Below are 24692 nucleotides of genomic sequence, written 5' to 3' on the forward strand. Positions count from 1 at the left end.
CGCGTCGCCCCGTGGTCTCGCGCCACAGCGAACGAGTCGACGAGCAGCGCCCGGGCGAGCCCGAGTCCGCGCTGGTCCCGACGCACCGCCAGCCGGCTGACATACCCGCAGTCGTCGGCCAGCTGCAGGACCGAGGCGCCCACCACCTCGCCCGAGGTTCCGGTCATCAGCCGGAGGTGCCACGGCTCGAAGCCCGGTCGCCGGACCACCTCGGCCGCGAAGTCCTCGTAGGGCTCGCGCGCGCGGTCCGCCCACTCGAGGAAGGCGTCCTCGACCACCTCGTGGACCGCGCGGAAGTCGCCTTCGTCGCGGGCGCCGCGGATCCCGTACCCGTCGGGTACCGGCTGCGGCACGACGGTCCTGCCGGGGGGCAGCTCGAGCACCCACGACGTCCACAGCACCTGGTAGCCGAGGGCGCGCAGCAGGCGCTCGCCCGGCGACCCCTCGGGCACCGGCATCCCCACCAGCCCGGCGCCGTCCCGCCGGCTGATCCGCTGCGTCCACCGTGCCAGTGCGGTGCCGATGCCCCGCCCGCGGTGGTCGGCCGCGACGCAGGCTTCCGCTCGACGCCCCAGCGAGACCTCCGCGTAGCCGACCAGCCGGGCACCGTCGAAGACACCGATGCTCTGCGTGGCCGGCTCGAAGCTCGGCCGCTGCCAGTCCGCGATGATGTCGGCCTCCTCGATCGCGACCTCGCCGATCGTCTCCAGCTCGTCGGCGGCCATCAGCTCGAAGACGGCCCGGGCGTCGCCCGGTCGCAACGGCCGGACGGTGTAGCCGGGTAGTCCCAGCTCGTCGATGTCGGGCGGGTCGTTCGGGTGCGCGGCCATCGGGTCCCCTCCGTCGTGCGGTTCCGGCCCGTCCAGTGTGTCGACCGGCCGGTCCCGGGCACCACCCGATTTCCCGGACGGACCGTTCGGGGGCGAGCGGGTCGCCACACGGCCCGGCTCGACTCCGAACGGACCGTTGCCTCGGTGAGACCAGCAGGTCACATCATGAGACGTGGTGCGTGGTCGATTGACACCCCCCGACGAGTGGAGCACGGTTGGAGCGTGGCTCGACTCCTCGTACTTCCCTAGCGCGCCGACCGACACCGGTCAGCGCGCCTCCCTTCCGTCCGCAGCTGGGCTGGAGGGTTTTTTTGTGCAGGAGATCAGGTCCACCCAACTCGAACGAGAAAGCGATGACACCGTGAGCGACACCACCAAGCAGGCGCCCTCGCCGGCTGACGTGGCCTCCATGGCCCGTACCCGGCCCAGTACCCAGGCAGAGCCCGACGGGCCCGTCGCGGTCACCGGAGCCCAGTCGCTCGTCCTGTCCCTCGAAGCCGTCGGCGTGGACACCGTCTTCGGTATCCCGGGTGGCGCGATCCTGCCGGCCTACGACCCGATGCTCGACTCGACCAAGCTCCGGCACATCCTCGTGCGCCACGAGCAGGGTGCCGGCCATGCCGCGGAGGGCTACGCGTCGGCCACCGGCAAGGTCGGCGTCTGCATGGTGACCTCCGGGCCCGGCGCGACGAACCTCGTCACGCCCCTGGCCGACGCCCACATGGACTCCGTGCCGATCGTGGCGATCACCGGGCAGGTGCCGAGCGGCTCGATCGGCAGCGACGCCTTCCAGGAGGCCGACATCCGCGGCATCACGATGCCGGTCACGAAGCACAACTACCTGGTCACGGACCCGGCCAGGATCCCCCAGATCATCGCGGAGGCCTTCCACATCGCCCGGACCGGCCGGCCGGGGCCGGTGCTCGTCGACATCAGCAAGGACGCCCTGCAGGCCACCACGACCTTTGCGTGGCCGCCGAAGTTCGACCTGCCGGGGTACCGCCCGGTGACCCACCCGCACGGCAAGCAGATCCGCGAGGCCGCCCGCCTGATGGCCGCGGCCGAGCGTCCGGTCTTCTACGTCGGTGGCGGGGTCGTGCGGGGCGTCGCGAGCGAGCCGCTGCGCCGGCTCGTCGACCTGACCGGGATCCCGGTCGTGACGACGCTGATGGCACGCGGCACCGTCCCCGACAGCCACCCGCTCAACCTGGGCATGCCGGGCATGCACGGCACGGTCGCGGCCGTCACCGCCCTGCAGAAGTCCGACCTGATCATCGCCCTCGGGGCTCGCTTCGACGACCGGGTCACCGGCCAGCTGAGCAGCTTCGCACCGCACGCCAAGGTGATCCACGCCGACATCGACCCGGCCGAGATCGGCAAGAACCGCGTCGCGGACGTGCCGATCGTCGGCGACGTGCGCGAGGTCGTCACCGACCTGATCCACCAGGTCGAGACCGACCGCCGGGCCGGCTCGGACGCCCCCGGGTCATGGGACTGCTCGGCCTGGCGCGAGCGCGTGGCCGGCTGGAAGCAGGCCTTCCCCCTCGGGTGGACCGAGAGCGAGGACGGGGCGCTCTCGCCGCAGTACGTCATCCAGCGGATCGGCGCCCTGACCGGTCCGGAGGGGACGTATGTCGCCGGGGTGGGCCAGCACCAGATGTGGGCTGCCCAGTTCGTGCGGTACGAGCGTCCCAACGCCTGGCTCAACTCCGGCGGGCTCGGGACGATGGGGTATGCCGTCCCCGCCGCGATGGGCGCGAAGGTGGCCGAGCCGGACCGCACGGTCTGGGCCATCGACGGCGACGGCTGCTTCCAGATGACCAACCAGGAGCTGGCGACCTGCACCGTCAACGACATCCCGATCAAGGTCGCCATCATCAACAACCGCTCGCTCGGCATGGTCCGGCAGTGGCAGACGCTGTTCTACGGCCAGCGGTACTCCAACACCGACCTGCAGACGACCAGCGAGCCGGTCCCCGACTTCGTCAAGCTGGCCGAGGCCTACGGCTGCCTCGGGCTGCGCGTCGAGAAGGCCGAGGACGTCGACGCCGCGATCAAGCAGGCGCTCGAGACCAACGACCGGCCGGTCGTCATCGACTTCGTGGTCCACCGGGACGCCATGGTGTGGCCGATGGTGCCGGCGGGCGTCAGCAACGACATGATCCGCAACGCCCGCGACGAGGCGCCGGTGTGGGAACGCGAGGAGTGAGATGAGCAAGCACACGTTGTCCGTCCTGGTCGAGAACAAGCCGGGCGTCCTGGCCCGCGTGGCCTCGCTGTTCTCCCGGCGTGGCTTCAACATCGACTCGCTGGCCGTCGGCCCGACCGAGCTGGAGGGGATCTCCCGCATGACGGTGGTGGTCGAGGTCGAGGCCGGCGCGCTCGAGCAGGTGACCAAGCAGCTGAACAAGCTCGTCGAGGTGCTCAAGGTCGTCGAGCTCGATACCGGCGGCGCCGTGCACAGCGAGATCTGCCTGGTCAAGGTGCGCGCCGACGCGACCACCCGCAGCCAGGTGGTCGACACGGTGAACCTCTTCAAGGCCAAGGTGGTCGACGTCGCCCCCGACGCGCTCACGATCGAGGTGACCGGCTCGTCCGACAAGCTGACCGCGTTCCTGGCCGTGCTCGAGCCGTTCGGCATCAAGGAGCTTGTCCAGTCCGGCGTGGTCGCCATGGGCCGGGGTTCGCGCTCGATCACGGACCGCTCGCTGCGCAGCGCCTGAGCCGACCACGTGCCGGGCGGGTGGGCCCCGGGTCGGGGCTGAGCGGCATACTCACTGACCAGACACACCCCAACCGAAGGAGAGGGCCACGATGGCCGAGATGTTCTACGACGACGACGCCGACCTGTCGGTCATCCAGGGCCGGAAGGTGGCCGTCATCGGCTACGGCAGCCAGGGCCACGCCCACGCGCTCAACCTGCGCGACTCCGGTGTCGACGTGCGCGTCGGGCTCGCCGAGGGCAGCCGGAGCAAGGCGAAGGCCGAGGCCGAGGGGCTGACCGTGCTGAGCGTGGCCGACGCCGTCAAGCAGGCCGACCTGGTCGTCATCCTCACCCCGGACCAGGTGCAGCGCACGGTCTACGCCAACGACATCAAGCCCAACCTCAAGGATGGTGCGGCGCTGCTGTTCGGGCACGGCTTCAACATCCGCTTCGGCTACATCACCCCGGAGGCCGACGCCGACGTGCTGATGGTCGCGCCCAAGGGCCCCGGCCACATCGTGCGGCGCGAGTTCGTCGACGGGCGCGGCGTGCCCGTGCTGCTGGCCGTCGAGAAGGACGCCTCCGGGTCGGCGTGGGACCTCGCCAAGAGCTACGCGAAGGGGATCGGCGGCCTGCGCGCCGGAGGCATCCGGACGACCTTCACCGAGGAGACCGAGACCGACCTGTTCGGCGAGCAGGCCGTCCTGTGCGGCGGGGCGAGCCAGCTGGTCATGTACGGCTTCGAGACGCTCGTCGAGGCGGGCTACCAGCCCGAGGTCGCCTACTTCGAGTGCCTGCACGAGCTCAAGCTGATCGTCGACCTGATGATCGAGGGCGGCATCGCCAAGCAGCGCTGGTCGGTCTCCGACACGGCCGAGTACGGCGACTACGTCTCCGGACCGCGCGTCATCGACCCGCACGTCAAGGAGAACATGAAGGGCGTGCTCGCCGACATCCAGAACGGCTCGTTCGCCAAGCGCTTCATCGACGACCAGGACGCCGGCGCGCCGGAGTTCAAGGCGTTGCGCGAGAAGGGCGCCCAGCACCCGATCGAGGCCACCGGCAAGAAGCTGCGCAAGCTGATGGCCTGGGTGCAGGACCAGGACTCGGACTACGTCGAGGGGTCTGCGGCCCGCTGACAGCCCCGTGAGGACCCGAGCGACGAAGGAGTGAGGCCCGGAGCGGGGCGCGGAAGCAGGCCCGAGGGTGCGGCTCGCTGACAAGGTGTGTGCGTGGTTGTGGTCGCCATGGTGACCACAACCACGCACGAGCCGTCTGCTCCGGCCCGCGTGACCGCCGGCCCGTGTAACCTACCGGTCGGGCCTCAGGGGCGTCCCCGCGGCGCCCAGGACAGCCGGTGCACCGCATAGCGTGACTTCAGCGGTGGGATGCCGCTCAGCCGCTCGGCACCGACCGCACCCAGGGCGACCGCCGGGTCGGCGAGCCGGTCGAGGTCGACGCGGACACCCGACCTGACGAGCGCCTGGACGGCGTCGAGCTGGTCCCAGACGTGCACCTGCATCCCGGCCAGCACCCGCGTGCCGCCGTCGTGCCGCGCGACCCAGAACGCCAGGAACTCGTCGGCGGCCAGGTCGCCACGCAGGACCAGCTCGGTGTCGGTACCGGGCGGGATGTACCCGGCGTACTCGAGGCCGAGGTCGTACTGGTCGGAGTAGAAGAACGGCATGGCGTCGTAGCGCACCGCCGCCCCGGCCATGGACCGGCCGGCGGCATACCCGCCGTCGTAGGCGTTGGCCCAGTGCTCGACCCGCACCCTGGTCCCGAGCGTCGGGTGGTACCAGCGGGCGACGTCCCCGGCCGCGTAGACCCCCTCGGCGGAGGCCCGGAGCGACTCGTCGACGAGGACGCCGTCGTCGACCGCGAGGCCCGCCTGCTCGGCGAGACGGGTGTTGGGGAACGCCCCGACGCCGATGACGACCGTGTCGGCGGGGAGGCGCTCGCCGCTGGTCGTGCAGACCGTGGTGACCGTGTCGCCGGTCCCCTCGAGGCTCGCGACCCCCTCTCCGAACCGGAAGGTGACCCCGTGCGACCGGTGCACGTCGGCGAACCAGGTCCCGATGCGTTCGCCCAAGGTGCCGAGCAGCGGCGCCTCCTGCGGCTCGACGACGGTGACCTCGGCCCCGCGCCGGCGGGCTGCGGCGCTGACCTCGAGTCCGATCCACCCGGCGCCCACGACGACGACCCTGCTGCCCTCGACGAGCCGCTCCCGCAGCGCCGCGGCATCGGTCATGGTGCGCAGGTAGAACACGCCATCGAGCCGGCTGCCGGGCACCTTGAGCTTTCGCGCGCCCGACCCGGTCGCGAGCAGCACTGCGCCCCAAGCGAGCTGCTCGCCGTCGGACAGGACCACGGTCCGCTGGGCCGGGTCGAGCCGGTCGACGGCCACACCGAGGCGCAGCTGCACGCCGCGTTCGTCGTACCACTGTCGGGGCCGCACGAAGGCGGCCTCGACGGGCTCGAGGCCGAGCAGGACCTCCTTGGACAGCGGTGGGCGTTCGTACGGGAGCCGCTGCTCCCTGGCCACGAGCACGACCGGGGTGTCGGTGTCGATATCGCGGATCGCCTCGACCGCTCGGGCGGCGGCGACACCGCCCCCCACGACGACGAACGGATCACGAGCCATGCCGCCATTCTCTCCCGCGCATTCCCTCCCGCGCCGCGAGCCCGCCAGGGACCGTCGAGGTCAGGCGAACGAGACCGTCCGATCAGCCTGCTGCCCGGTCCCTCGGCTTCTGATCGCAGGTGCGCGGAGTACGGTGGGCACCGCTTCGCCAGCGTCGCAGTGGACCGGTCTTCCGGTGAACCTGACGATCGTGATCATCTCGGTCATCTGCACGCTGCTGGCCATCGTCGGCTACCGGCTGATCCACTTCGTCGACCGCTGGATCAGCCTGCTCAGCGCGCTGCTGTTCCTGTACCTGACCGTGCAGCTCCTGCGCACCGGACAGGTGGGCACGCACTGGTCGGATGGCGACCTGCACTGGGGGACCTTCCTGCTGGTCGTGTCGGTGGCGGCGACATGGCAGTTCACGTGGGGGCCCTACGTGGCCGACTACTCCCGCTACCTGCCGCGGGACACGTCGACCGCGTCCACGTTCTGGTGGACGTATGGCGGCGCCGTGATCGGCGGCACGTGGATCATGTGCCTGGGCGCCGCGTTCGTGGCGGTCGCGCAGCAGGCGTTCGAGGGCGGGTCCACCACCTACCTGGTCGCCCTGGCCGGGCACGGCCTCGGGTGGCTGGTGCTGCTGATCGTCATCCTCGGGGTCATCGCGGTCAACGTGTTGAACCTCTACGGCGCGTTCATGTCCTCCACGACCACGCTCACCGCGTTCTGGACGAAGCCGCTGGGGCAGGGCACCCGGATCGGCTACATCGTCGCGGCGTCCACCGTCGGCACGATCATCGCGATCCTGGGGCGTGGCAACTTCCTGGACAACTACAGCAACTTCATCCTCTTCCTGTCGTACTTCCTGATCCCCTGGTCGGCGATCAACCTGGCGGACTTCTATCTGGTCAGTCGCGAACGCTTCGACATCCCGGCATTGTTCGACCCGGACGGCGGCTACGGGCGCTTCAACGTCAGGGCGCTGATCGCCTACTGCATCGGTATCGTGCTGCAGCTGCCCTTCATGAACACCTCGTTCTACGTGGGCTGGCTGGTCGATGACATCGGGGGGGCCGACATCGCCTGGATCATCGGGTTCATCGTGCCGGCGCTGGCCTTCTACCTGCTGCTGCGCGGTCGGGCGCACCTGCCGCCGGACGATGCCGCGACGACACCGGCGCATCCGGCCCATCCCGCCTGATCGGGCTCGCGGGAGAATCGCCTGCGCCTGCCGCCGCCATGCCTTGCCCGAGATCACGGCCCGAGGTCTGGCGGCCGTCCCCTCAACCGCTCGCAGTGACCCGGCCTCAGCGGGGCCGGTGGTCGGCGTGGCCGAGGAACGCCTCGAGCGCCCCGCTGGGCTGTCCCGTCCAGACAGCCGAGGTCTGGATCGTCAGGGCCCCGTTGAACCGGAGGAACTGGACCTGCCCGTCGGGCGGGTGCGGATGGGCCGCGGCGCTCTCCGGCACCAACGCGACGCCGATGCCGCAGCTGACCATGGCCAGCTGGCTGACGATCGAGCGCGCCGTGTTCGACACGGCCGGGGCGAACCCGTTGTCGCGGCAACACTGCACGACCTTGTCGTGGTAGTCGGGGGAGACCCGCCGGGGCAGCCAGATCCACGGCAGGTCGGCAGTACTCGCCAGATCCATCGGCGGCTCCCCGAGCCGCCACGCCCTCGGAGCCGCGAGCACGAACTCCTCCGTCACCAGGATTCGTCGCCGGAATCCCGGCGGCTGGGCGAGCAGCCGAACCAGGGCCACGTCGATCGCCCGCTCGGTCAGCGCCTGCAAGGCATCGCGGGTGTCCAGCTCCTGGAGTACGAGCTCGACCCGGGGATGCGTGGACCGGAACGCCCGGAGCATCCCCGGCAACGGGTCGAAGAAGGCCGATGTCACCGCTCCGATGCGCAGTAGCCCCAGCTGGCCCTCGGCGGCCTGGCGGGCCGCCGCTTCGGCCTCGTCGGCCGCGTTGACAAGCCCACGGCAATGGCGCAGGAACACCTCGCCGGCGGCTGTCAGGGCCACCGCCCGGGTCGTTCGGGCGAGGAGCTGGGTGCCGAGTCGGCGTTCGAGTGCCTTGATCGCCTGCGAGAGCGGCGGTTGCGACATGTGCAGACGCTCGGCCGCCCGGCCGAAGTGCAGCTCCTCGGCGACCGCCACGAAGTATCGCGCCTCTCGCACCTCAAGCATTTATTCATCCGCTGACTTAGTGTGATCTAGATCCGGACCTTCAGTCTATCGCTGATCCGAGTTTCACTTGGTACATGCCTTCCAACACCGCCCTCGTCGCCCGCCTCTCCCACCTCGACTCCACCGTCGTCAGCGACGCCCTCGACGGTCTGGGACTCTCCCCGGGAATCGGTGAGCTGCGCCCGGTCTGGGGGCGGCCGACCGTCGTCGGCACCGTGCGGACCCTTCAACTCGAGCCGGACCCCGGTGACCGCGTGGGTGCCCACTTGGGCACGGGACTGGTCGCGGCCGCCGACCCTGGCGATGTCATCGTGGTGGCCAACGATGGTCGCCTCGACGTCTCGTGCTGGGGCGGCATCCTGTCGCTGGGCAGCGTGCTGCGCGGCGTCGTCGGTGTCATCGCCGACGGCGCCTGCCGCGACATCGCCGAGGCCGAGGAGCACACCCTCCCGGTCTTCGCGCGTGGAACGAGCCCGCGCACCGGCCGCCGGCGGGTGCGCCAGAAGAGCACCGGCGAGCCGGTGGTGGTCGCCGGCGTCGACGTCGCCGAGGGCGACCTCGTCATCGCCGACGACTCCGGTGTCGTCTTCGTGCCGCTGTCCCGGGCCGTCGAGGTGCTGGCTGTCGCTGAGGGAATCCAGACCCGCGAGGCAGCGATCGTCGCGGACATCCGGGCGGGAATCCCGATCGACGAGGCCATGCACGATGCCCGCCTGGCCGGTCAGCAGCGCTCGAACAGCGCTGAGGAGGTGACGGCATGACCACCCGCTCCGCACTGGCCGGCATCCCGACCGCGTCGATCTCAGACGCACTCGACAAGCTGGGGCTGCCCGGCTCGCTGCACGGCATCGGCCCGCTCCGCGAGGTGCAGCATGCCTGCGGCCCCGCGTACACGGCTCGGTACGAGCCGGTCGACGCCGATGGTGGCACCGTCGGCGACTTCCTCGACGAGGTGGCGCCGGGCAGCGTGATCGTCATCGACAACGACGGACGTACCGACTGCACCGTCTGGGGCGGGATCATGACGAGGCTGGCGGCACACCGGGGAATCGCCGCCACCGTGATCAACGGCGTATGCCGCGATGTTCCTTCGATCCATCGCACCGACTACCGCATCTGGAGCGTCGGCCGGTTCATGCGCACCGGCAAGGACCGCGTGCGCCTGCAGGCGGTCCGGGTGCCACTGGTCATCGACGGCGTGACCATCCGCCCCGGGGACACCGTCTGCTGCGACGAGGACGGTGTCGTCGTCGTACCGGCCGACCGCGTCAGCGAGGTCGCCGGCATCGCCGAGCACATCGAACAGGTCGAGAGCGCCATCGTCGAGACCGTCCTCGCCGGATCCACCCTCGCCGAGGCGCGCGCCCAGCAGGGGTACCACCGGCTCCAGACCCCCACAACCGCAACCGCGGGAGAGGCATCATGAACACGTCCACCATCCTCGCCGTTCCCACCGTCGACACCCGGGGCCATGCCGCAGCCACCCTCTACGAGGCCGCACTGGCGACCCTCGCCGCGCTGCCGGCCGAGCACCCGCTGCGCGGTCGCCACACCGGGCTCTTCTGCGTCGATCCGCAGATCCGCGCCGCCTGGCCGGGGGCCCGGATGGCCGGCACCGCATACACCGTCCAGGGGGCGGGCGGCGACAACCTCGCCCTGCATCGCGGCGTCTGCGCCGCTCCCGAGGGCTCGGTGCTGGTCGTCGACGTGAACGGCGCGCAGTTCGGCCATTGGGGCGAGGTGCTCGCCGTCGCTGCCCAGGCGCGTGGCATCACCGGGCTGCTCATCGACGGTGGTGTCCGCGACAGCCTCGAGCAGGCTCGGCTCCGGTTCCCGGTCTTCTCCCGCAACAACTCGGTGCGCGGCACTCGCAAGCTCTTCCGTGGCAGCCTCGGGGTCGAGGTCGAGATCGGCGGCGTCCCGGTCCGCACCGGCGACACGATCGTCGCCGACGACGACGGCGTCGTCGTGCTGCCCGCGGAGATCGCCGAGAGCGTCGTCGAGCAGGCCGACCTGAGGGTCGCGAAGGAGCAGGAGATCATGCGTCGCCTGCTCGAGGGCGAGACCACCCTCGAGGTCTACGGACTCGACGGAGACCACGATGTCTGAGCCCGCCACGGTCGCCGGCAACCCAGGCATGTCAGCCACGACCACGCCAGAAGGAGAGGCCATGCAGGTTGCAGGTGGCGTCCAGCGCCGGATCATCGACATCACGGTCGGCGACGTCGATGTGGCCCTCGACACGCTCGTTCGCGCGGGCCAGGAGCCGATCGTCTTCCTGCATGGCTTCGGCTCGACCAAGGAGGAGTACGTCGACCTCGTACGCTTCCCCGCACTGCACGATCGGGCCTTCGTCGCCTACGACGCACCGGGATTCGGTCGCTCGACCGCCACCGACCTCACCGCGGTCTCGATCCCCTTCCTGGTGGACGTCGCGCTCACCGTCCTCGACCGTCTCGGCATCGAGCGCTTCCACCTGGTGGGGCACTCCATGGGCGGACTGACGGCACTGATTCTGGCTGACCGGTGCCCGGAGCGGGTGCTGAGCTTCACCGACATCGAGGGCAACGTCGCTCCCGAGGACTGCTTCCTCAGCCGCCAGATCATCAGCCACGGCGGCGACTCGGGACCGGAGGAGTTCCTGGCCGCCTTCGCCGGCCGGGTGTACGCGGCCGACGAGTCCGCCAGCGCGATGTACGCATCCAACGTCGAGGCGAGGGTCGACCCGCGGGTGGTCCGCAGCGTCTTCGAGTCCATGGTCGACCTGTCCGACAACGGGGACCTGCTCGCGAGGTTCATCGCACTGCCGTTCCCGCGCATCTTCATGTACGGCGAGCAGAACGCGGCCCTGACCTACCTGCCGGCTCTCACGGCGGCGGGAGTGGAGCTGGCCGAGATCCCGTTCAGCGGGCACTGGCCGATGTACTCCAACCCCGTCGAGATGTGGCGCCGGCTCGCTGCCCTGGTCAACCGGGCGGGACGGGGCGGCCGCTGAGCTCGTGCATCTTGAGGAGTGACGCTCTGGACAACCACATCCTGGGCCGGCGTGCCGTGACCCGGTCCCCGCGGTCCTAGACTGGCGCGCGGCACATCGCGGTGCCAGTCGTCGGCCCGCACCCGAGCGGGGCCGGTACCTCGTCCGAAGGAAGCCTGTTGTGTCCAAACCCGTAGTCCTCATCGCCGAAGAGCTCTCGCCCGCAACGCTCGACGCCCTCGGCCCCGACTTCGAGGTCCGCCACTGCGACGGAGCCAACCGCGACGAGCTGCTGCCGGCACTCGCGGACGTCGACGCCATCCTGATCCGTTCGGCCACCAAGATGGACGCCGAGGCGCTGTCCGCCGGCGCGCGGCTCAAGGTCGTCGCCCGGGCCGGCGTCGGCCTCGACAACGTCGACGTCGCCGCCGCCACCCGGGCGGGCATCATGGTCGTCAACGCGCCGACGTCCAACATCACCTCGGCCGCCGAGCTCGCGATCGGCCTGCTCCTCGCGACGGCCCGCAACATCGCCCCGGCCAGCGAGTCCCTCAAGGGCGGTGCCTGGAAACGGAGCAAGTACTCGGGCGTCGAGCTGCTCGACAAGACCGTCGGCATCGTCGGCCTCGGGCGGATCGGGGCCCTGGTCGCCGAGCGCCTGAAGGGCTTCGGCATGCGCATCCTGGCCTACGACCCCTACGCCTCGGCTGCCAAGGCGGGCCAGATCGGCGCCCGGCTCGTGACCCTCGACGAGCTGCTCGCCGAGTCCGACTTCATCACCATCCACCTGCCGAAGACGCCCGAGACCCTCGGCCTGATCGGCGAGGACGCCCTGTCGAAGGTCAAGCCGACCGTGCGCATCGTCAACGCGGCGCGCGGCGGGATCGTCGACGAGGCGGCCCTCGCGCGGGCCCTCGACGAGGGCCGGGTCGCGGGCGCCGGCCTCGACGTCTTCGCGACGGAGCCGTGCACGCAGTCGCCCCTGTTCGGCCACGAGTCCGTCGTCGTCACGCCGCACCTCGGCGCCTCGACCGAGGAGGCCCAGGAGAAGGCCGGAGTCGCCGTGGCCAGGTCGGTGCGGCTGGCCCTCGGCGGCGAGCTGGTCCCCGACGCGGTCAACGTCAGCAGCGGCTTCATCGCCGAGGAGGTCCGGCCCGGCATCTCGCTCGTCGAGAAGCTCGGGCGCATCTTCACGGCCGTCGCCGGGGCGGTGCCGGCCCAGCTGGACATCGACGTGCGCGGCGAGATCACCGAGCACGACGTCAGCGTGTGGAAGCTGGTCGCCCTCAAGGGCCTGTTCACCGACGTGGTCGAGGACCCGGTGACCTACGTGAACGCCCCGATCCTCGCCGAGCAGCGCGACTGCCAGGTGCGTCTGGTCACCTCGACCGACGCCGGCGACTTCCGCAACATCACGATCCTGCGCGGCACGCTCGCCGACGGCACGACCGTCTCCGTCGCCGGCACCCTGACCGGGCCGAAGATGGTCGAGAAGCTCGTCGGGGTGGGTGACTACGACCTCGAGGTGCCGCTGTCGGACCACATGCTCGTCTTCGAGTACCGCGACCGGCCGGGCATCGTCGGCAAGGTCGGCAAGCTGCTCGGCGACGCCGACGTGAACATCGGGGGCATGCAGGTCTCCCGCCACGGCGGCAGCGCGATCGGGGTCATCAACGTCGACAACGTCGTACCACCACGGCTGGCCGCCGAGGTCGCCGAGGCGATCGTCGCGGCGAAGTTCGCGGTCGTCGACCTCGAGGACTGAGCAGCCCGCTCCGTATGCCGCCGACCGCTGGGCCCGCTCCGTGCCGCGGTGCCGGCCGGGCGGCATACCCGCGTCGGTGACCCGGGCCGTCAGTCCTCCGCGTGCGGGGTGGTCCGCTCGACCGCGACGATGCCGTCCACCTCGCTCAGCGCGGCATTCAACGAGGGCAGCCGGCCGCGCCCGGACAGGATCAGCACCACCGTGACGAGCCGGCCGCCCGGATGCTGCTGCGACTCCGGTTCGTCGCGACCACGCCCGGACCCGATCTGGACCGTCGCCGTCTGGGACGTCGTGAGGTCCTCGATGGCAAACCCTCGTGAGGTGACCAGGTCGATGATCTGACGCAGCAGGCCGCGGCCGTCGACATACGTGACGCGCAGGGCGTGCAGGTCCGGGAACCGGCCGTGCACGAACAGCTGCAGCGGGCGCAGCGCGTACATGATCACGAAGTACAGCACGGTCGTGAGGGTGGCCAGGATCGGCAGCCCGGCCCCGGCGGCGGCGCCCACGGCCGCGACGAGCCAGACACTCGCGGCTGTCGTCAGGCCCCGCACGGCGTCCTGCCGCACGAAGATCAGGCCACCGCCGATGAAGCCCAGCCCGGTGACGATCCCGGCGGCCACCCGCGACGGGTCGAGCCGGATCTGGGCGCCCAGGACGTCGGTGAACCCGTACTTGCTGACCAGCACGAACAGGGCCGAGCCCAGACCGACCAGCGTGTACGTGCGGATCCCGGCGGACTTCTGGCGGGACTCGCGCTCGATGCCGATGAGCAGGGCGAGGACGAAGGCGATCACGAGCTCGAGGACCTGGGCCCATCCCTCCCCGACCGGCTCTGCCAGGCCACTGACCATGCCCCGACCCTAGTGCCGCTCGTCTCGGCTCGTGGGAAACCCCTTGCGGTCGCGTCGCGCCCGCGTAACGTGGAGAACATGACGCGGCGTCGGGTACTCATCCTTATCAGCCGCGGCGAGTCCAGGTAAGTCAGCGACCTCGCCGCGGAGATCCCGCGCATCCCCGACGCTGACCGGCTCGCCCACCCGGGCTCGAGCCGTAACGGACCCGAACAGTCATCATTTCTCGAGAAGGACAGATCATCATGAGCGAAGAAGCCGAAGCCGCCCGCCGCGCGCTGCAGGAGTCGATGGACCTGCGTGACCAGGGGCACACGGACGACTGAGCAAGGGACACACGAGAGGCTCGGCCGAGTTGGCCGGGCCTTTCGTCATGTTCGTCGAGTGAGATGACAGTTCCACATCACAAGACGAGCCCTAGGCTGTGCGCATGGCAGACGCAGCCCGTACCGACCCGCTCTCCCTCGCCGTCGTCGGCGGTGACGGCATCGGGCCCGAGGTGGTCGCCGAGGGCCTGAAGGTGCTCGACGCGCTGGCCGGGTCGGGTGGCCCGAAGGTCAGCACGACCGACTACGACCTGGGCGCGGCGCGCTGGCACCGCACCGGCGAGACCCTGCCGGTCGGGGTGGTGGACGAGCTGCGCGGTCACGACGCGATCCTGCTCGGTGCCATCGGCGACCCGAGCGTGCCGTCGGGCGTCCTCGAGCGGGGGATCCTGCTGCCGCTGCGCTTCACGCTCGACCACTACGTCAACCTGCGCCCCGCCCGGCTCTACCCCGGCGTGGCGAGCCCGCTCGCCGTCGAGCGCGTCGCGCCGGGCGGCATCGACTTCGTGGTCGTCCGGGAGGGCACCGAGGGCCCCTACGTCGGCAACGGCGGCGCCCTTCGGGTCGACACCCCTGCCGAGGTCGCGACCGAGGTCAGCGTCAACACGCGGTATGGCGTCGAGCGGGTCGTGCGCGACGCGTTCGCCCGCGCACAGAGCCGGCCGCGCCGGCACCTGACCCTGGTGCACAAGCACAACGTGCTGACCTACGCGGGGCACCTCTGGCGGCGCACGGTCGAGCAGGTCGGTGTCGAGTTCCCCGAGGTGCAGACCGCCTACCTGCACGTCGACGCGGCGACGATCTTCCTCGCGACCGACCCGGGTCGCTTCGACGTCATCGTCACCGACAACCTCTTCGGCGACATCATCACCGACCTGGCCGCGGCCGTCACCGGCGGCATCGGGCTGGCCGCATCGGGCAACATCAACCCGGCGCGCACGAGCCCGAGCATGTTCGAACCGGTCCACGGCTCGGCCCCGGACATCGCCGGCCAGGGCAAGGCCGACCCGACCGCCGCGATCCTCTCGGCCGCGATGCTGCTGGCCCATGTCGGGCACGAGGTCGCCGCGACCCGCATCGAGGCGGCCGTCGCGGCGGACCTGGCCGAGCGCGGCGACGCCGCCCGCACGACGAGCCAGATCGGCGACGCCATCGCGGCGCGGCTCTGACCCGTCGCCGGGCGGCGCTGTCGGACACCTCGGCGGGACGGGGCGGTCTCAGTCCTCGAGCGCCTCGACGGCGCGTACCTCGGCGATCTCCTCGTCGTCCATCGTGATGCTCAGCGGACGACGCAGGAACCGGGTGATCACCAGCAGGGTGACCAGTCCGATGCCGAACCAGACCAGGCCGTAGTGCAGCGAGTCCGGCGACAGGTTGACCCACAGCACGACGGTCGCGGCCACGCCGAGCAGCGGCAGCACGATGTTGGTGAAGAGCTCTCCCATCGTCTGCACCAGCCGCTTCCGGTAGGCGAAGTAGACGATCACCGTGAGGTTGACGAAGGTGAACGCGACCAGCGCCCCGAAGTTGATCATGGCGGCGATGAAGTCGAGGTTGAACGGGATCGCCAGCAGGGACACCGCACCGACGAAGACGACCGCCTTGGCGGGCGTGTGCCAGCTCGGGTGCACGTAGGAGAACTGGCGCGAGAGCGGCCCGGTGCCGTTGCGGCCCATGACGAACAGCAGGCGTGAGACCGAGGCGTGCGAGGCGAGGCTGGAAGCGACGGTCGCGGCGAAGGCCGCGGAGGTCAGCAGGATCTTGAACAGGTCACCGCCCACCTTGAAGGCGATCTCCGGCAACGCGCTGTTCTGCAGGGCGTCCTCGCTGAAGCCCTCCAGCGTGGGGAACAGCGACTGGGTGAACCACGCCGTGATGAAGAAGATCGCGCCGCCGATGGCCAGCGCCAGGACGATCGCCTTCGGCACCGTGCCCGGGCTCCTGGCCTCCTCGGTGTACATCGTGATCGCGTCGAACCCGATGAACGAGAAACACACGATCGTCGCGCCGGTGATGACCAGCCCGAGATGGACGTCGTCGTGCCAGAAGGGGTTCGTCGAGAAGAGCGTGCCGTTGCCCTGGCCGCTGGTCAGCGCTCGACCGGCCAGGAACAGGAAGACCACGATCAGGACCACCTCGAAGACCACCAGCAGGCCGTTGACCCGCGAGGTGTTGGTCATGCTGAGCAGGCACATCGTGGTGATCCCGAAGACGTAGACCACGACCCAGATCCACGCGGGCACGTCGGGGAAGAAGGCCTCCATGTAGCTGCGGATGATCAGGGCGTTGACCAGCGGCAGCAGCAGGTAGTCCAGCAGGGAGGACCAGCCGATCAGGAACCCCAGGTTGGGGCTCATCGTCTCGGAGGTGTAGGTGTAGGCCGACCCGGCCGACGGGAAGACCCGGGTCATCCGGCCGTAGCTGACCGCGGTGAACAGCATCGCCACCAGCGCCAGCACATAGGCCGTAGGGACCACACCGCCGGTCTCGTTGGATACGATGCCGAACGTGTCGAAGATCACGGTCGGGGTCATGTACCCCAGGCCGAGACCCACGATCGCCCACAGGCCGAGTGACCTGGACAGGCGGTTCGTACTCTGCGCCATTGCTGCCTCTTTCCTGGGATCGCCCCCGGTTCGCTGGTGCACCGGGCCCGCTGCGGTTCGCGTCCGAGGGGCCGACGTGCTTGGTGCCTGAGGGGAGACTAGTCATCCTGACACGGAATCGGAAGTCCCAGAGAGAAGAAACTTCTGAATCAGTTGTCATGGGGCTTGCCAACTTCGTGATCCATCAGCCAAGATGGGGTCATGCAGGAAGTGGGTCACCTCGACGTACGCCGGATGGCGCACGGCGACGTGGCTCTCGTCACCCGGCCCGCCCACTGGGCGGTCTCCGAGCGCCTGCTCGACCTGCCGATCCGATTCCGCAGCCTGTCGCCGGTCAGCGCGACGAAGCACGCTTCGTCCCGCTGAGTGCGACGGGCCGCTCGACAACTGGGGTACCAGATGACTTCTTCAACCAGCGATACCGCTACCGCCCTGCGGACCGCGGCTGGCACGGATGTGTCGGCGGCGGCGCGCGACCATCTGTGGATGCACTTCACGCGCCACTCCGTCTTCGAGCCCGTCGAGTCCGGCGGGCTGGGCCAGCAGGTGCCGATCATCACCCGTGGTGAGGGCTACCGGATCTGGGACGAGGCCGGCAACGAGTACCTGGACGGGCTGGCCGGCCTGTTCGTGGTGCAGGTCGGGCACGGCCGCGACCAGGTGGCCGACGCGATGGCCCGCCAGGCCAAGCAGCTGCCCTACTTCCCGCTGTGGTCCTACGCGAACCCGCCGGCGGCCGACCTCGCCGAGCGGCTGGCCGGCTACACCCCGGGGGACCTGAACCGCGTCTTCTTCACCACCGGTGGCGGCGAGGCGGTCGAGAGCGCCTGGAAGCTGGCCAAGCAGTACTTCAAGCTGATCGGCAAGCCGACCAAGCACAAGGTCATCTCGCGAGCGGTGGCCTACCACGGCACGCCGCAGGGGGCGCTCAGCATCACCGGCATCCCGGCCGCCAAGGAGATGTTCGAGCCGCTCGTGCCGGGTACCTTCAAGGTGCCCAACACCAACCTGTACCGGGCTCCGGAACACCTGCGCGACGACGAGAAGGCGTTCGGCCGGTGGGCGGCGGACCGGATCGCCGAGGCGATCGAGTTCGAGGGGCCGGACACGGTCGCGGCGGTCTTCCTCGAGCCGGTGCAGAACTCGGGCGGGTGCTTCCCGCCGCCGCCCGGCTACTTCGAGCGGGTCCGCGAGATCTGCGACGAGTACGACGTGCTGCTCGTCTCCGACGAGGTGATCTGCGCGTTCGGCCGCATCGGGTCGATGTTCGCCTGCAACGACTTCGGGTACGTGCCCGACATCATCACCTGCGCCAAGGGGATGACCAGCGGATACGCGCCGATCGGTGCGATGATCGCCAGCGACCGGCTCTTCGAGCCGTTCCGCAAGGGCACCACCACGTTCATGCACGGCTACACCTTCGGTGGGCACCCGGTCTCGGCGGCTGCCGCGCTGGCCAACCTGGACATCTTCGAGCAGGAGAAGCTCAACGACCGGGTGCACCAGAACGGCCCGGCCTTCCGGGCGACCCTGGAGAAGCTGCTCGACCTGCCGCTCGTCGGTGACGTGCGCGGGGCCGGGTACTTCTACGGGATCGAGCTGGTCAAGGACAAGACCACCCGCGAGACCTTCAACGACGACGAGGCCGAGCGGCTGCTGCGCGGCTTCCTGTCCAAGGCGCTGTTCGACGCGGGCATCTACTGCCGGGCCGACGACCGTGGTGACCCGGTCATCCAGCTCGCCCCGCCGTTGATCATCGGCCAGGAGCAGTTCGACGACATCGAGTCCCGGCTCCGGTCCGTGCTGACCGAGGCCGAGAACCACCTCTGAGCCGACCGACCACGAGGCCGACCGGCCACGAGCGAACCCCCGGTCGAGAGCCCGCATCGCGGGCCTCGACCGGGGGTTTCGTACTACTTGACGTACGACAGGGGCATGACCGCCGGTGGCTCGGGCACGGCCTCGGCCTGGTACTGCTGCCGGATGCCCTCGATGTACCGCCGCGAGCGCGGGGTCAACGCGGCCCCGTCGGCGGAGTAGCTCTGCATCCGCCCCTTGGTGACCAGGATGCCCAGGTCGGCGCCCTTGAACTGGTACTCGCCGGCGCCGTACACCCGTAGGAAGAAGCACTCGTCGGCATCGGTCAGCTCGTGCCAGTCGTTGCTGACGTGCCGGAAGTCCAGCGACCCGTCGTCCTGCAGCTGCCAGATGCCGGTGCGCGGGGCGGCCAGCAGTCGCTCGACACGGTCCTCGGTGAACTTGATGATCAGCTGCGACCAGACGTCCACGGCGGCCAGCTCACGCCAGCGCTCGTTGATCTCCTGGACGTCGATGTCGTAGTCGACGTCCATGTACTCCAACAGGTGGAACAGGAACAACGGGATGTCCGCGTAGGCGCCCGCCGTCACGTTGGTCATCGAGGACGCGCCGGAGATGCGGGGGTTGAGCTCACCCAGGTAGACCTCGTCGGTGTCCAGGTCCACGAGGACGTCGACCTCGAAGAAGCCCTTGTAGCCCTCCTGGCGCAGCCGGTCCCCGAGCCGACGCACGTGCTCGATGGCCGTCGCCCGGTGCGCCTCGGTCAGCGCCTCGGGATAGAGGTCGTTGCCGCACCAACCGCCCTTGTAGGGCGTCAGCTCGGTGTACCCGGTCAGGTCGGTCATGAAGGGACCGACGACCGTGCCGTGCCGGGTGTTGACCGCCTCGACCGCCGCCGCCCGGTTGTTGATCCGCTTCATGATCTTCAGGTCCTGGCCGGTCATGTCGTCGGCATGGGCGTCCCAGTCCTGCTCGGACTTGACGAAGAAGGTCGTCTTGCCGGAGTCGCCGTACGGGGTCTGCACGACCAGGTCGGTGCCCAGCCCGGCGTCCTGCGCCTGGGTGCTCAGCTGCTCCCAGCTGTCGGCACGGCCCAGGAGGTTGGGGACCGACGGCGCGCCGGCCTCGTTGCCGAGCTTGGTCGTGACGATCTTGGAGTCCAGGTGCCGCCGCAGGCTGTCGGGGGGCAGGATGAGCTCGTAGCCCATCTCCTCGCAGATGCGTTCGGTCTCCTCGTCCAGGAAGACCAGCGCCACCTTCGGCTTGCGTCCGTGCCGGGTCATGTAGGCATGGCACTCGGGGTCGCGCAACAGGTAGTTGTTGATCTCCTCGACGCTCTTGAACTCGACGTAGGGGCGGTGCGAGGGAGCGAACACCCGCGGGTGCGCACCCTCCCACGAGTCGTAGTAGACGACATACTCGAAGTTGCGCACCCACCGGTCGATCCCGAGCAGGTTGAACGCGGTCGGGCCGACGAAGAAGACCGGATCGGTGTTGGTGCGGAAGAAGGAGCGGATCTCCGAGATCCCGCGTAGGTGTCGTCGTGGTCCGCCGGAATCGACGGCATCGGGTGGGTTCTGTGCCGACTCGACCTCAGTGGCCTGATCGAGGTTGCTGTCCATGGCATCGTCCTCGCTGTCGCTCGTGGGATGAGCCGCTCGCTGCTCGGGCGACGACGGAGCCGCCCCGACGCAGAGACCGGTCAGGAAGTGTATCGCCCTCCACGGCAGGGTGCAGCCCACCGGGAGCACCCCGGCGAGGCCGGGGACCCCCAGCCGCCGGGGCACGCCGGCTCCGACCTGCAGGGCGTCGCGGAGCAGGCCGGGGACCCGCCCGGCGATGCCCAGCGGGACACCCCACCGGAGGTCGTCGGGCAGCAGTGGCATCGGGAACCCTGACCTGGCCGTTCGTCTAGTCCTGGCCGGTCTCGGAGCCGGGGTTCTTCGGGTGCACGGCCGCCCCGCTGGAGCCGGGCCGCGGCGCCTCACCGCCCAGCCCGCTCAGGTGCCGCCCGAGGGCCGTGAACGCCCGGATGGTGTCGATCAGGAAGGCCGGGTTCTGCGGGTCGGGCCAAGTCGAGTACTTGACCGCCACGGTGGCCGTCTCGCGGTCGACCAGCACCATCTGGCCGTGGATGCCCAGGCACAGCTGCACCGTGCCGGACGGGCCGGGGGTGAACCAGAACTGGTTGCGGTACCAGCCACCGGGCAGGAACGGCTCGTTGTCCGAGGCGGCGAAGGCGGCCCGGATGTCGGGGTCGAGGGACCGGGCCGCCCGCAGCCAGTCCGCCGGCACCACCGACCGGTCGCCGCACCGGCCGTCGTCGAGCAGGAGCTGGCCGAACCGGGCCAGGTCCCGGATGACGGCCGAGACGCCGCCGTCGTGGATCGCCGTGCCCACGCAGTCGCAGGTCACGTCGGCGTCCCACTCGGCACCCATCGGCGTCCACAGGTACCGCGCGATGAGATGGGCCATCCGGTCGCCGGCGGCCCGCTCGCACACCCAGCCGAGCACGTCCGTGTCGGCGGACCGGTAGGTGAAGTCGCCGCCGTGCGGACCCTCCGAGCGCAGGGTCCGCAGGTAGGCGTACGCGCCCAGCGGTGCCTCGTCGAGCCCGGGGCGCCAGCCCATGTGGCGCTCCATGACCCGGACCTCGGCCTTCGGGTCCTTGTAGGCCTCGCTGAACTTGGCTCCGGTCCGCATGTCGAGCAGGTCGCGCACCCGGGCACCGCTGTACCCGGAGCCGGCGATCTCCGGGACGTAGTCGTCGACGGTCTTCTCGACCTCCAGGCGTCCCTCCTGCACCAGGTTGCCGGTCACGCACCCGACGAGGGACTTGGACACGGACATCAGCAGGTGGGACGTGTCCGGCCGCATGAGCCCGCGGTACTGCTCCATCACGATCCGGCCATCGTGCACCACCACGACCGCGTCGGTGAAGGTGTCGGCCAGGACCTCGCCGACCGTGCCGGCTCCCTTCTCCAGCCGCTGCACCTTCACGGCCTCGAGCTCGGCGCTCCGGTCGGTGACCTCCCAGGCGCGTCCGGGCACCGGGCTGCGTGGGATGCGGTGGGTCGGGATCACCTCGCGCAGGTGCAGGAAGGACCATCGGTTGTACGGCGCGTCCTGCCAGTTCTTCACTGTCACAACGGAATCCGCAACCGGTGGGAATCCCTGCATGAGCTCCTGTGCTGACATACCGGGCAGTGTATCCCTCGCGATGACGGCCGTCCGGAGATCCCCCGGACACAGCCGGTGCCGGTCGTCGTGCACCGGGCGCCGGGGTCGGAGCCGGCCCGCTCGGTCGCGGCGGCCCGGGGGACGGGCCCCGGCTGCGCGGAACCACGCACCGGGGCGATAGCCTGAGGTTCGATCACCGCCGATCCTTGGAGGCTTGCCATGACCGACACGACGTCCACCCGGTCCGCGCTCACGTTCGAGGTCAACCGCCGGTCAGACCCGACGCCGGCGGACGCGATCGCGAAGGTGCACGAGAACCCGGGGTTCGGCAAGACCTTCACCGACCACATGGCCGTGATCGACTGGACGTCCGACGGGGGCTGGGCCAACGCGAGGGTAGTGCCCTACGGCCCCTTCCAGCTGGAGCCTGCGGCAGCCGTCCTGCACTACGCGCAGGAGATCTTCGAGGGGATGAAGGCCTACCGGCACGCCGACGGCTCGATCTGGACCTTCCGTCCCGAGGCCAACGCCGCACGGTTCGCCAACAGCGCCCGACGGCTGGCCCTGCCGGTGCTCGAGGCCGACGACTTCGTCGAGTCCCTGCGCCAGCTCGTGTCGGTCGACCGAGCGTGGGTGCCGGAGCCCGGTGACAGCGGCGAGAAGAGCCTCTACCTGCGGCCGTTCATGTTCGCCTCCGAGGCCTTCCTCGGGGTGCGCCCGGCAGACGGGATCACCTACTGCGTCATCGCCTCCCCGGCCGGTGCCTACTTCTCCGGCGGGCTCAAGCCGGTGACCCTGTGGCTCTCGATCAACTACGCCCGGGCCGGTGCCGGTGGGACCGGCGCGGCCAAGTGCGGCGGCAACTACGCGTCCTCGCTCGCGGGACAGCTCGAGGGCATCGAGCACGGTTGCGACCAGGTCGTCTTCCTCGACTCCTCCACCCACACGTTCATCGAGGAGCTCGGGGGGATGAACCTGTTCATCGTCTACAAGGACGGGCGCATCGTCACCCCGGAGCTGACCGGCTCCATCCTCGAGGGAGTCACCCGACGCTCGATCCTCGCGCTCGCCGAGGAGGTGGGGCTGAGGCCCGAGGAGCGCAGCATCCCGATCCAGGAATGGAAGGACGGCGCCGAGAGCGGGGCAATCGCCGAGATCTTCGCCTGCGGCACCGCAGCGGTCATCACGCCGGTCGGCGAGCTGCGCTGGGAAGGCGGCTCGTGCAACCACCGTCGGGAGGGGCACGACGACGCCGTCGCCCTGAAGCTGCGCAGCAAGCTGCTCGACATCCAGTACGGCCGGGTCGAGGACACCCACGGCTGGCTGACCCGGCTCGTCTGACCACGTCCGACGGACCAGCCCCGTCGCGGCCCCGAGCACCACGGCTGCCGCTCGACGCGCTGCGTGCCGAGGTCGAGGACGGCACGATCGACACCGTCGTCGTGGCCTTCACCGACATGCAGGGGCGGCTGCAGGGCAAGCGGCTGCACGGCCGCTACTTCCTCGACCACGTCCTGGCGCACGGCATCGAGGGGTGCAGCTACCTGCTGGCCGTCGACGTGGAGATGGACACCGTGGCCGGCTACGCGATCTCCTCGTGGGAGCGCGGCTACGGTGACATGCGTTTCGACCTGGACCTGACGACGCTGCGTCGCACCCCGGGGGCCCCACACTCGGCCACGGTCCAGTGCGACCTGTCCTGGACCGAGGGCGGCGGCCCGGTGCGTCCCTCGCCGCGGGCGGTACTGCGCGCGCAGGTCGACCGGGCGGCCGAGCAGGGTCTGGTGCCGTTCTGCGGGACCGAGCTGGAGTTCATCGTCTTCGAGGACTCGTACGAGGCCGCGTGGGACCGGGGGTACACCGGGATGACGCCGGCGAACCGGTACAACGTCGACTACTCGATCCTGGGCGGTGACCGGGTCGAGCCGCTGCTACGCGAGATCCGCCACGAGATGTACCGCGCCGGCATGCTCGTCGAGGGGGCCAAGGGGGAGTGCAACCTGGGCCAGCACGAGATCTCCTTCCGGTTCGACGAGGCGGTCCGTACGTGCGACGACCACGTGGTGTACCGCAACGCGGCCAAGGAGATCGCGGCCCGGCACGGCCGGTCGATCACCTTCATGGCCAAGTACGACGAGCGTGAGGGCAGCTCGTGCCACGTCCACCTGTCGCTGCGGGGCGCGGACGGCTCGCTCAGCTGCGCCGACCCGGCCCGTCGGTACGGGCACAGCGAGCTGTTCGACCATTTCCTGGCCGGGGTGCTGGCCACCATGCGCGAGCTGGCCTTGTTCTACGCGCCGAACGTCAACTCGTACAAGCGGTTCCAGCCGGGCTCGTTCGCGCCGACGGCGGTGGCCTGGGGCAGGGACAACCGGACCTGCGCGTTGCGGGTGGTGGGGCAAGGACCCGACCTGCGGGTCGAGAACCGGGTGCCCGGCGGGGACGTGAACCCCTACCTGGCGGTGGCCGCGATGCTGGCCGGGGGGCTGCACGGGGTCGCCGAGCGGCTGCCGCTGCCCGACCCGGTGACCGGCAACGCCTACACCGCGGACCTGGCCCGGGTGCCCACGACGTTGCGCGAGGCCCGTGACCTGCTGGCCGCCTCGGCCCTGGCGCCTCGGGCGTTCGGTGTCGACGTGGTCGACCACTACGTCCACGCCGCCGACGTCGAGCTGGCCGCCTTCGAGGCTGCCGTGACCGACTGGGAGCGGCGCCGTGGCTTCGAACGGCTCTGACCCCGCCGACGGTTCGATGTATCAGCGCGGCCTCTGGGCCGCGCTGATACATCGAACCGCGGTGGGGGTGGGGGTGGGG

21 protein-coding genes are annotated in these 24692 nt (G+C 70.2%); 14 read left to right on the plus strand and 7 right to left on the minus strand.

The window, feature by feature from the left end:
• A partial coding sequence (locus tag WMI84_RS08080) for a GNAT family N-acetyltransferase (protein WP_347352030.1) occupies nucleotides 1–830 on the minus strand: 830 nt, incomplete at its 3' end.
• A gap of 409 nt (nucleotides 831–1239) precedes the next feature.
• Between WMI84_RS08080 and WMI84_RS08085 the strand changes: the two genes are divergently transcribed.
• The 3 genes from WMI84_RS08085 to ilvC all read left to right on the plus strand — a co-directional run bounded on the left by WMI84_RS08085 (nucleotide 1240) and on the right by ilvC (nucleotide 4673).
• Nucleotides 1240–3039: an acetolactate synthase large subunit gene (locus WMI84_RS08085; RefSeq protein ID WP_347352061.1), complete on the plus strand. Its 1800-nt coding sequence runs from the start codon at nucleotides 1240–1242 to the stop codon at nucleotides 3037–3039.
• 1 nt (nucleotide 3040) lies between these two features.
• Complete coding sequence (gene ilvN, locus WMI84_RS08090) at nucleotides 3041–3553, plus strand: acetolactate synthase small subunit (protein ID WP_347352032.1); 513 nt, start codon at nucleotides 3041–3043, stop codon at nucleotides 3551–3553.
• A 91-nt stretch (nucleotides 3554–3644) separates the two neighbouring features.
• The gene (ilvC, locus tag WMI84_RS08095; protein ID WP_347352033.1) at nucleotides 3645–4673 is read left to right on the plus strand and encodes a ketol-acid reductoisomerase; all 1029 of its coding nucleotides are present in this window, start codon (nucleotides 3645–3647) and stop codon (nucleotides 4671–4673) included.
• A 185-nt stretch (nucleotides 4674–4858) separates the two neighbouring features.
• On the opposite strand, the gene WMI84_RS08100 is transcribed toward ilvC, so the two are convergent.
• Nucleotides 4859–6178, minus strand: coding sequence for an FAD-dependent oxidoreductase (locus WMI84_RS08100; protein WP_347352035.1), 1320 nt, complete (start codon nucleotides 6176–6178; stop codon nucleotides 4859–4861).
• On the opposite strand from WMI84_RS08100, the gene WMI84_RS08105 reads away from it, so the two are divergent.
• Complete coding sequence (locus tag WMI84_RS08105; RefSeq protein ID WP_347352036.1) at nucleotides 6177–7364, plus strand: cytosine permease; 1188 nt, start codon at nucleotides 6177–6179, stop codon at nucleotides 7362–7364. The two genes, WMI84_RS08100 and WMI84_RS08105, sit on opposite strands and share 2 nt — an antisense overlap.
• Before the next feature lie 106 nt (nucleotides 7365–7470).
• On the opposite strand, the gene WMI84_RS08110 is transcribed toward WMI84_RS08105, so the two are convergent.
• Nucleotides 7471–8355, minus strand: coding sequence for a LysR substrate-binding domain-containing protein (locus WMI84_RS08110; protein WP_347352038.1), 885 nt, complete (start codon nucleotides 8353–8355; stop codon nucleotides 7471–7473).
• 74 nt (nucleotides 8356–8429) lie between these two features.
• Between WMI84_RS08110 and WMI84_RS08115 the strand changes: the two genes are divergently transcribed.
• From WMI84_RS08115 to serA, 5 genes are all read left to right on the plus strand, one after another.
• The gene (locus WMI84_RS08115; protein ID WP_347352040.1) at nucleotides 8430–9116 is read left to right on the plus strand and encodes an RraA family protein; all 687 of its coding nucleotides are present in this window, start codon (nucleotides 8430–8432) and stop codon (nucleotides 9114–9116) included.
• A complete protein-coding gene (locus WMI84_RS08120) occupies nucleotides 9113–9781 on the plus strand; it encodes an RraA family protein (protein ID WP_347352041.1) in 669 nt (222 codons plus the stop codon). Before WMI84_RS08115 ends, WMI84_RS08120 begins: the two co-directional genes overlap by 4 nt.
• The gene (locus WMI84_RS08125) at nucleotides 9778–10464 is read left to right on the plus strand and encodes a dimethylmenaquinone methyltransferase (RefSeq protein ID WP_347352042.1); all 687 of its coding nucleotides are present in this window, start codon (nucleotides 9778–9780) and stop codon (nucleotides 10462–10464) included. The genes WMI84_RS08120 and WMI84_RS08125 overlap by 4 nt, the downstream gene beginning before the upstream one ends.
• A gap of 61 nt (nucleotides 10465–10525) precedes the next feature.
• Nucleotides 10526–11350 (plus strand): alpha/beta hydrolase, encoded by an 825-nt coding sequence (locus WMI84_RS08130; RefSeq protein ID WP_347352044.1) that lies wholly within the window; start codon nucleotides 10526–10528, stop codon nucleotides 11348–11350.
• Between the two features lie 160 nt (nucleotides 11351–11510).
• Nucleotides 11511–13094 (plus strand): phosphoglycerate dehydrogenase, encoded by a 1584-nt coding sequence (gene serA / locus WMI84_RS08135; RefSeq protein WP_347352045.1) that lies wholly within the window; start codon nucleotides 11511–11513, stop codon nucleotides 13092–13094.
• Between the two features lie 89 nt (nucleotides 13095–13183).
• On the opposite strand, the gene WMI84_RS08140 is transcribed toward serA, so the two are convergent.
• A complete protein-coding gene (locus tag WMI84_RS08140; protein WP_347352047.1) occupies nucleotides 13184–13948 on the minus strand; it encodes an MgtC/SapB family protein in 765 nt (254 codons plus the stop codon).
• Between the two features lie 430 nt (nucleotides 13949–14378).
• On the opposite strand from WMI84_RS08140, the gene WMI84_RS08145 reads away from it, so the two are divergent.
• On the plus strand, nucleotides 14379–15443 hold the full coding sequence (locus tag WMI84_RS08145; RefSeq protein WP_347352049.1) for a 3-isopropylmalate dehydrogenase: 1065 nt from the start codon (nucleotides 14379–14381) through the stop codon (nucleotides 15441–15443).
• Between the two features lie 48 nt (nucleotides 15444–15491).
• Here WMI84_RS08145 and WMI84_RS08150 read toward each other — a convergent pair whose 3' ends face one another.
• Nucleotides 15492–16880 (minus strand): APC family permease, encoded by a 1389-nt coding sequence (locus WMI84_RS08150; protein WP_347352050.1) that lies wholly within the window; start codon nucleotides 16878–16880, stop codon nucleotides 15492–15494.
• Nucleotides 16881–17081: 201 nt separating this feature from the next.
• On the opposite strand from WMI84_RS08150, the gene WMI84_RS08155 reads away from it, so the two are divergent.
• Entirely contained in the window at nucleotides 17082–17246 is a 165-nt protein-coding gene (locus tag WMI84_RS08155) for a hypothetical protein (RefSeq protein ID WP_347352052.1), read from the plus strand.
• 33 nt (nucleotides 17247–17279) lie between these two features.
• Nucleotides 17280–18710: an aspartate aminotransferase family protein gene (locus WMI84_RS08160; protein ID WP_347352053.1), complete on the plus strand. Its 1431-nt coding sequence runs from the start codon at nucleotides 17280–17282 to the stop codon at nucleotides 18708–18710.
• 83 nt (nucleotides 18711–18793) lie between these two features.
• Here the strand turns inward: WMI84_RS08160 and WMI84_RS08165 are convergent, their stop codons facing one another.
• Together WMI84_RS08165 and WMI84_RS08170 are read right to left on the minus strand one after the other, a co-directional pair.
• Nucleotides 18794–20584 (minus strand): biotin carboxylase, encoded by a 1791-nt coding sequence (locus tag WMI84_RS08165; RefSeq protein ID WP_347352055.1) that lies wholly within the window; start codon nucleotides 20582–20584, stop codon nucleotides 18794–18796.
• A 25-nt stretch (nucleotides 20585–20609) separates the two neighbouring features.
• Nucleotides 20610–21845 (minus strand): serine hydrolase, encoded by a 1236-nt coding sequence (locus WMI84_RS08170; RefSeq protein ID WP_347352057.1) that lies wholly within the window; start codon nucleotides 21843–21845, stop codon nucleotides 20610–20612.
• A 252-nt stretch (nucleotides 21846–22097) separates the two neighbouring features.
• Here WMI84_RS08170 and WMI84_RS08175 point away from each other — a divergent pair, with 252 nt between their 5' ends.
• Both WMI84_RS08175 and WMI84_RS08180 read left to right on the plus strand, forming a co-directional pair.
• Nucleotides 22098–23219, plus strand: coding sequence for a branched-chain amino acid aminotransferase (locus WMI84_RS08175; RefSeq protein ID WP_347352059.1), 1122 nt, complete (start codon nucleotides 22098–22100; stop codon nucleotides 23217–23219).
• A gap of 101 nt (nucleotides 23220–23320) precedes the next feature.
• Nucleotides 23321–24613, plus strand: a complete 1293-nt coding sequence (locus WMI84_RS08180) for a glutamine synthetase family protein (protein ID WP_347352060.1) — start codon at nucleotides 23321–23323, stop codon at nucleotides 24611–24613.
• Nucleotides 24614–24692 lie beyond the last annotated feature (79 nt).

This window comes from Intrasporangium sp. (assembly GCF_039812505.1).
GTDB lineage: Bacteria > Actinomycetota > Actinomycetes > Actinomycetales > Dermatophilaceae > Intrasporangium_A.

Excerpts from the sequence above, each read along its gene's own strand:
- WMI84_RS08145 (WP_347352049.1), top strand. The coding sequence starts at position 14,379 with ATGGCAGACGCAGCCCGTACCGACCCGCTCTCCCTCGCCGTCGTCGGC.
- WMI84_RS08175 (WP_347352059.1), top strand. The coding sequence starts at position 22,098 with ATGACCGACACGACGTCCACCCGGTCCGCGCTCACGTTCGAGGTCAAC.
- WMI84_RS08150 (WP_347352050.1), bottom strand. The coding sequence starts at position 16,880 with ATGGCGCAGAGTACGAACCGCCTGTCCAGGTCACTCGGCCTGTGGGCG.
- WMI84_RS08120 (WP_347352041.1), top strand. The coding sequence starts at position 9,113 with ATGACCACCCGCTCCGCACTGGCCGGCATCCCGACCGCGTCGATCTCA.
- WMI84_RS08110 (WP_347352038.1), bottom strand. The coding sequence starts at position 8,355 with ATGCTTGAGGTGCGAGAGGCGCGATACTTCGTGGCGGTCGCCGAGGAG.
- WMI84_RS08085 (WP_347352061.1), top strand. The coding sequence starts at position 1,240 with ATGGCCCGTACCCGGCCCAGTACCCAGGCAGAGCCCGACGGGCCCGTC.
- WMI84_RS08100 (WP_347352035.1), bottom strand. The coding sequence starts at position 6,178 with ATGGCTCGTGATCCGTTCGTCGTCGTGGGGGGCGGTGTCGCCGCCGCC.
- WMI84_RS08155 (WP_347352052.1), top strand. The coding sequence starts at position 17,082 with ATGCAGGAAGTGGGTCACCTCGACGTACGCCGGATGGCGCACGGCGAC.
- WMI84_RS08140 (WP_347352047.1), bottom strand. The coding sequence starts at position 13,948 with ATGGTCAGTGGCCTGGCAGAGCCGGTCGGGGAGGGATGGGCCCAGGTC.
- WMI84_RS08125 (WP_347352042.1), top strand. The coding sequence starts at position 9,778 with ATGAACACGTCCACCATCCTCGCCGTTCCCACCGTCGACACCCGGGGC.
- ilvN (WP_347352032.1), top strand. The coding sequence starts at position 3,041 with ATGAGCAAGCACACGTTGTCCGTCCTGGTCGAGAACAAGCCGGGCGTC.
- WMI84_RS08115 (WP_347352040.1), top strand. The coding sequence starts at position 8,430 with ATGCCTTCCAACACCGCCCTCGTCGCCCGCCTCTCCCACCTCGACTCC.
- ilvC (WP_347352033.1), top strand. The coding sequence starts at position 3,645 with ATGGCCGAGATGTTCTACGACGACGACGCCGACCTGTCGGTCATCCAG.
- WMI84_RS08160 (WP_347352053.1), top strand. The coding sequence starts at position 17,280 with ATGACTTCTTCAACCAGCGATACCGCTACCGCCCTGCGGACCGCGGCT.
- WMI84_RS08105 (WP_347352036.1), top strand. The coding sequence starts at position 6,177 with ATGCCGCCATTCTCTCCCGCGCATTCCCTCCCGCGCCGCGAGCCCGCC.
- WMI84_RS08130 (WP_347352044.1), top strand. The coding sequence starts at position 10,526 with ATGCAGGTTGCAGGTGGCGTCCAGCGCCGGATCATCGACATCACGGTC.
- WMI84_RS08165 (WP_347352055.1), bottom strand. The coding sequence starts at position 20,584 with ATGCCACTGCTGCCCGACGACCTCCGGTGGGGTGTCCCGCTGGGCATC.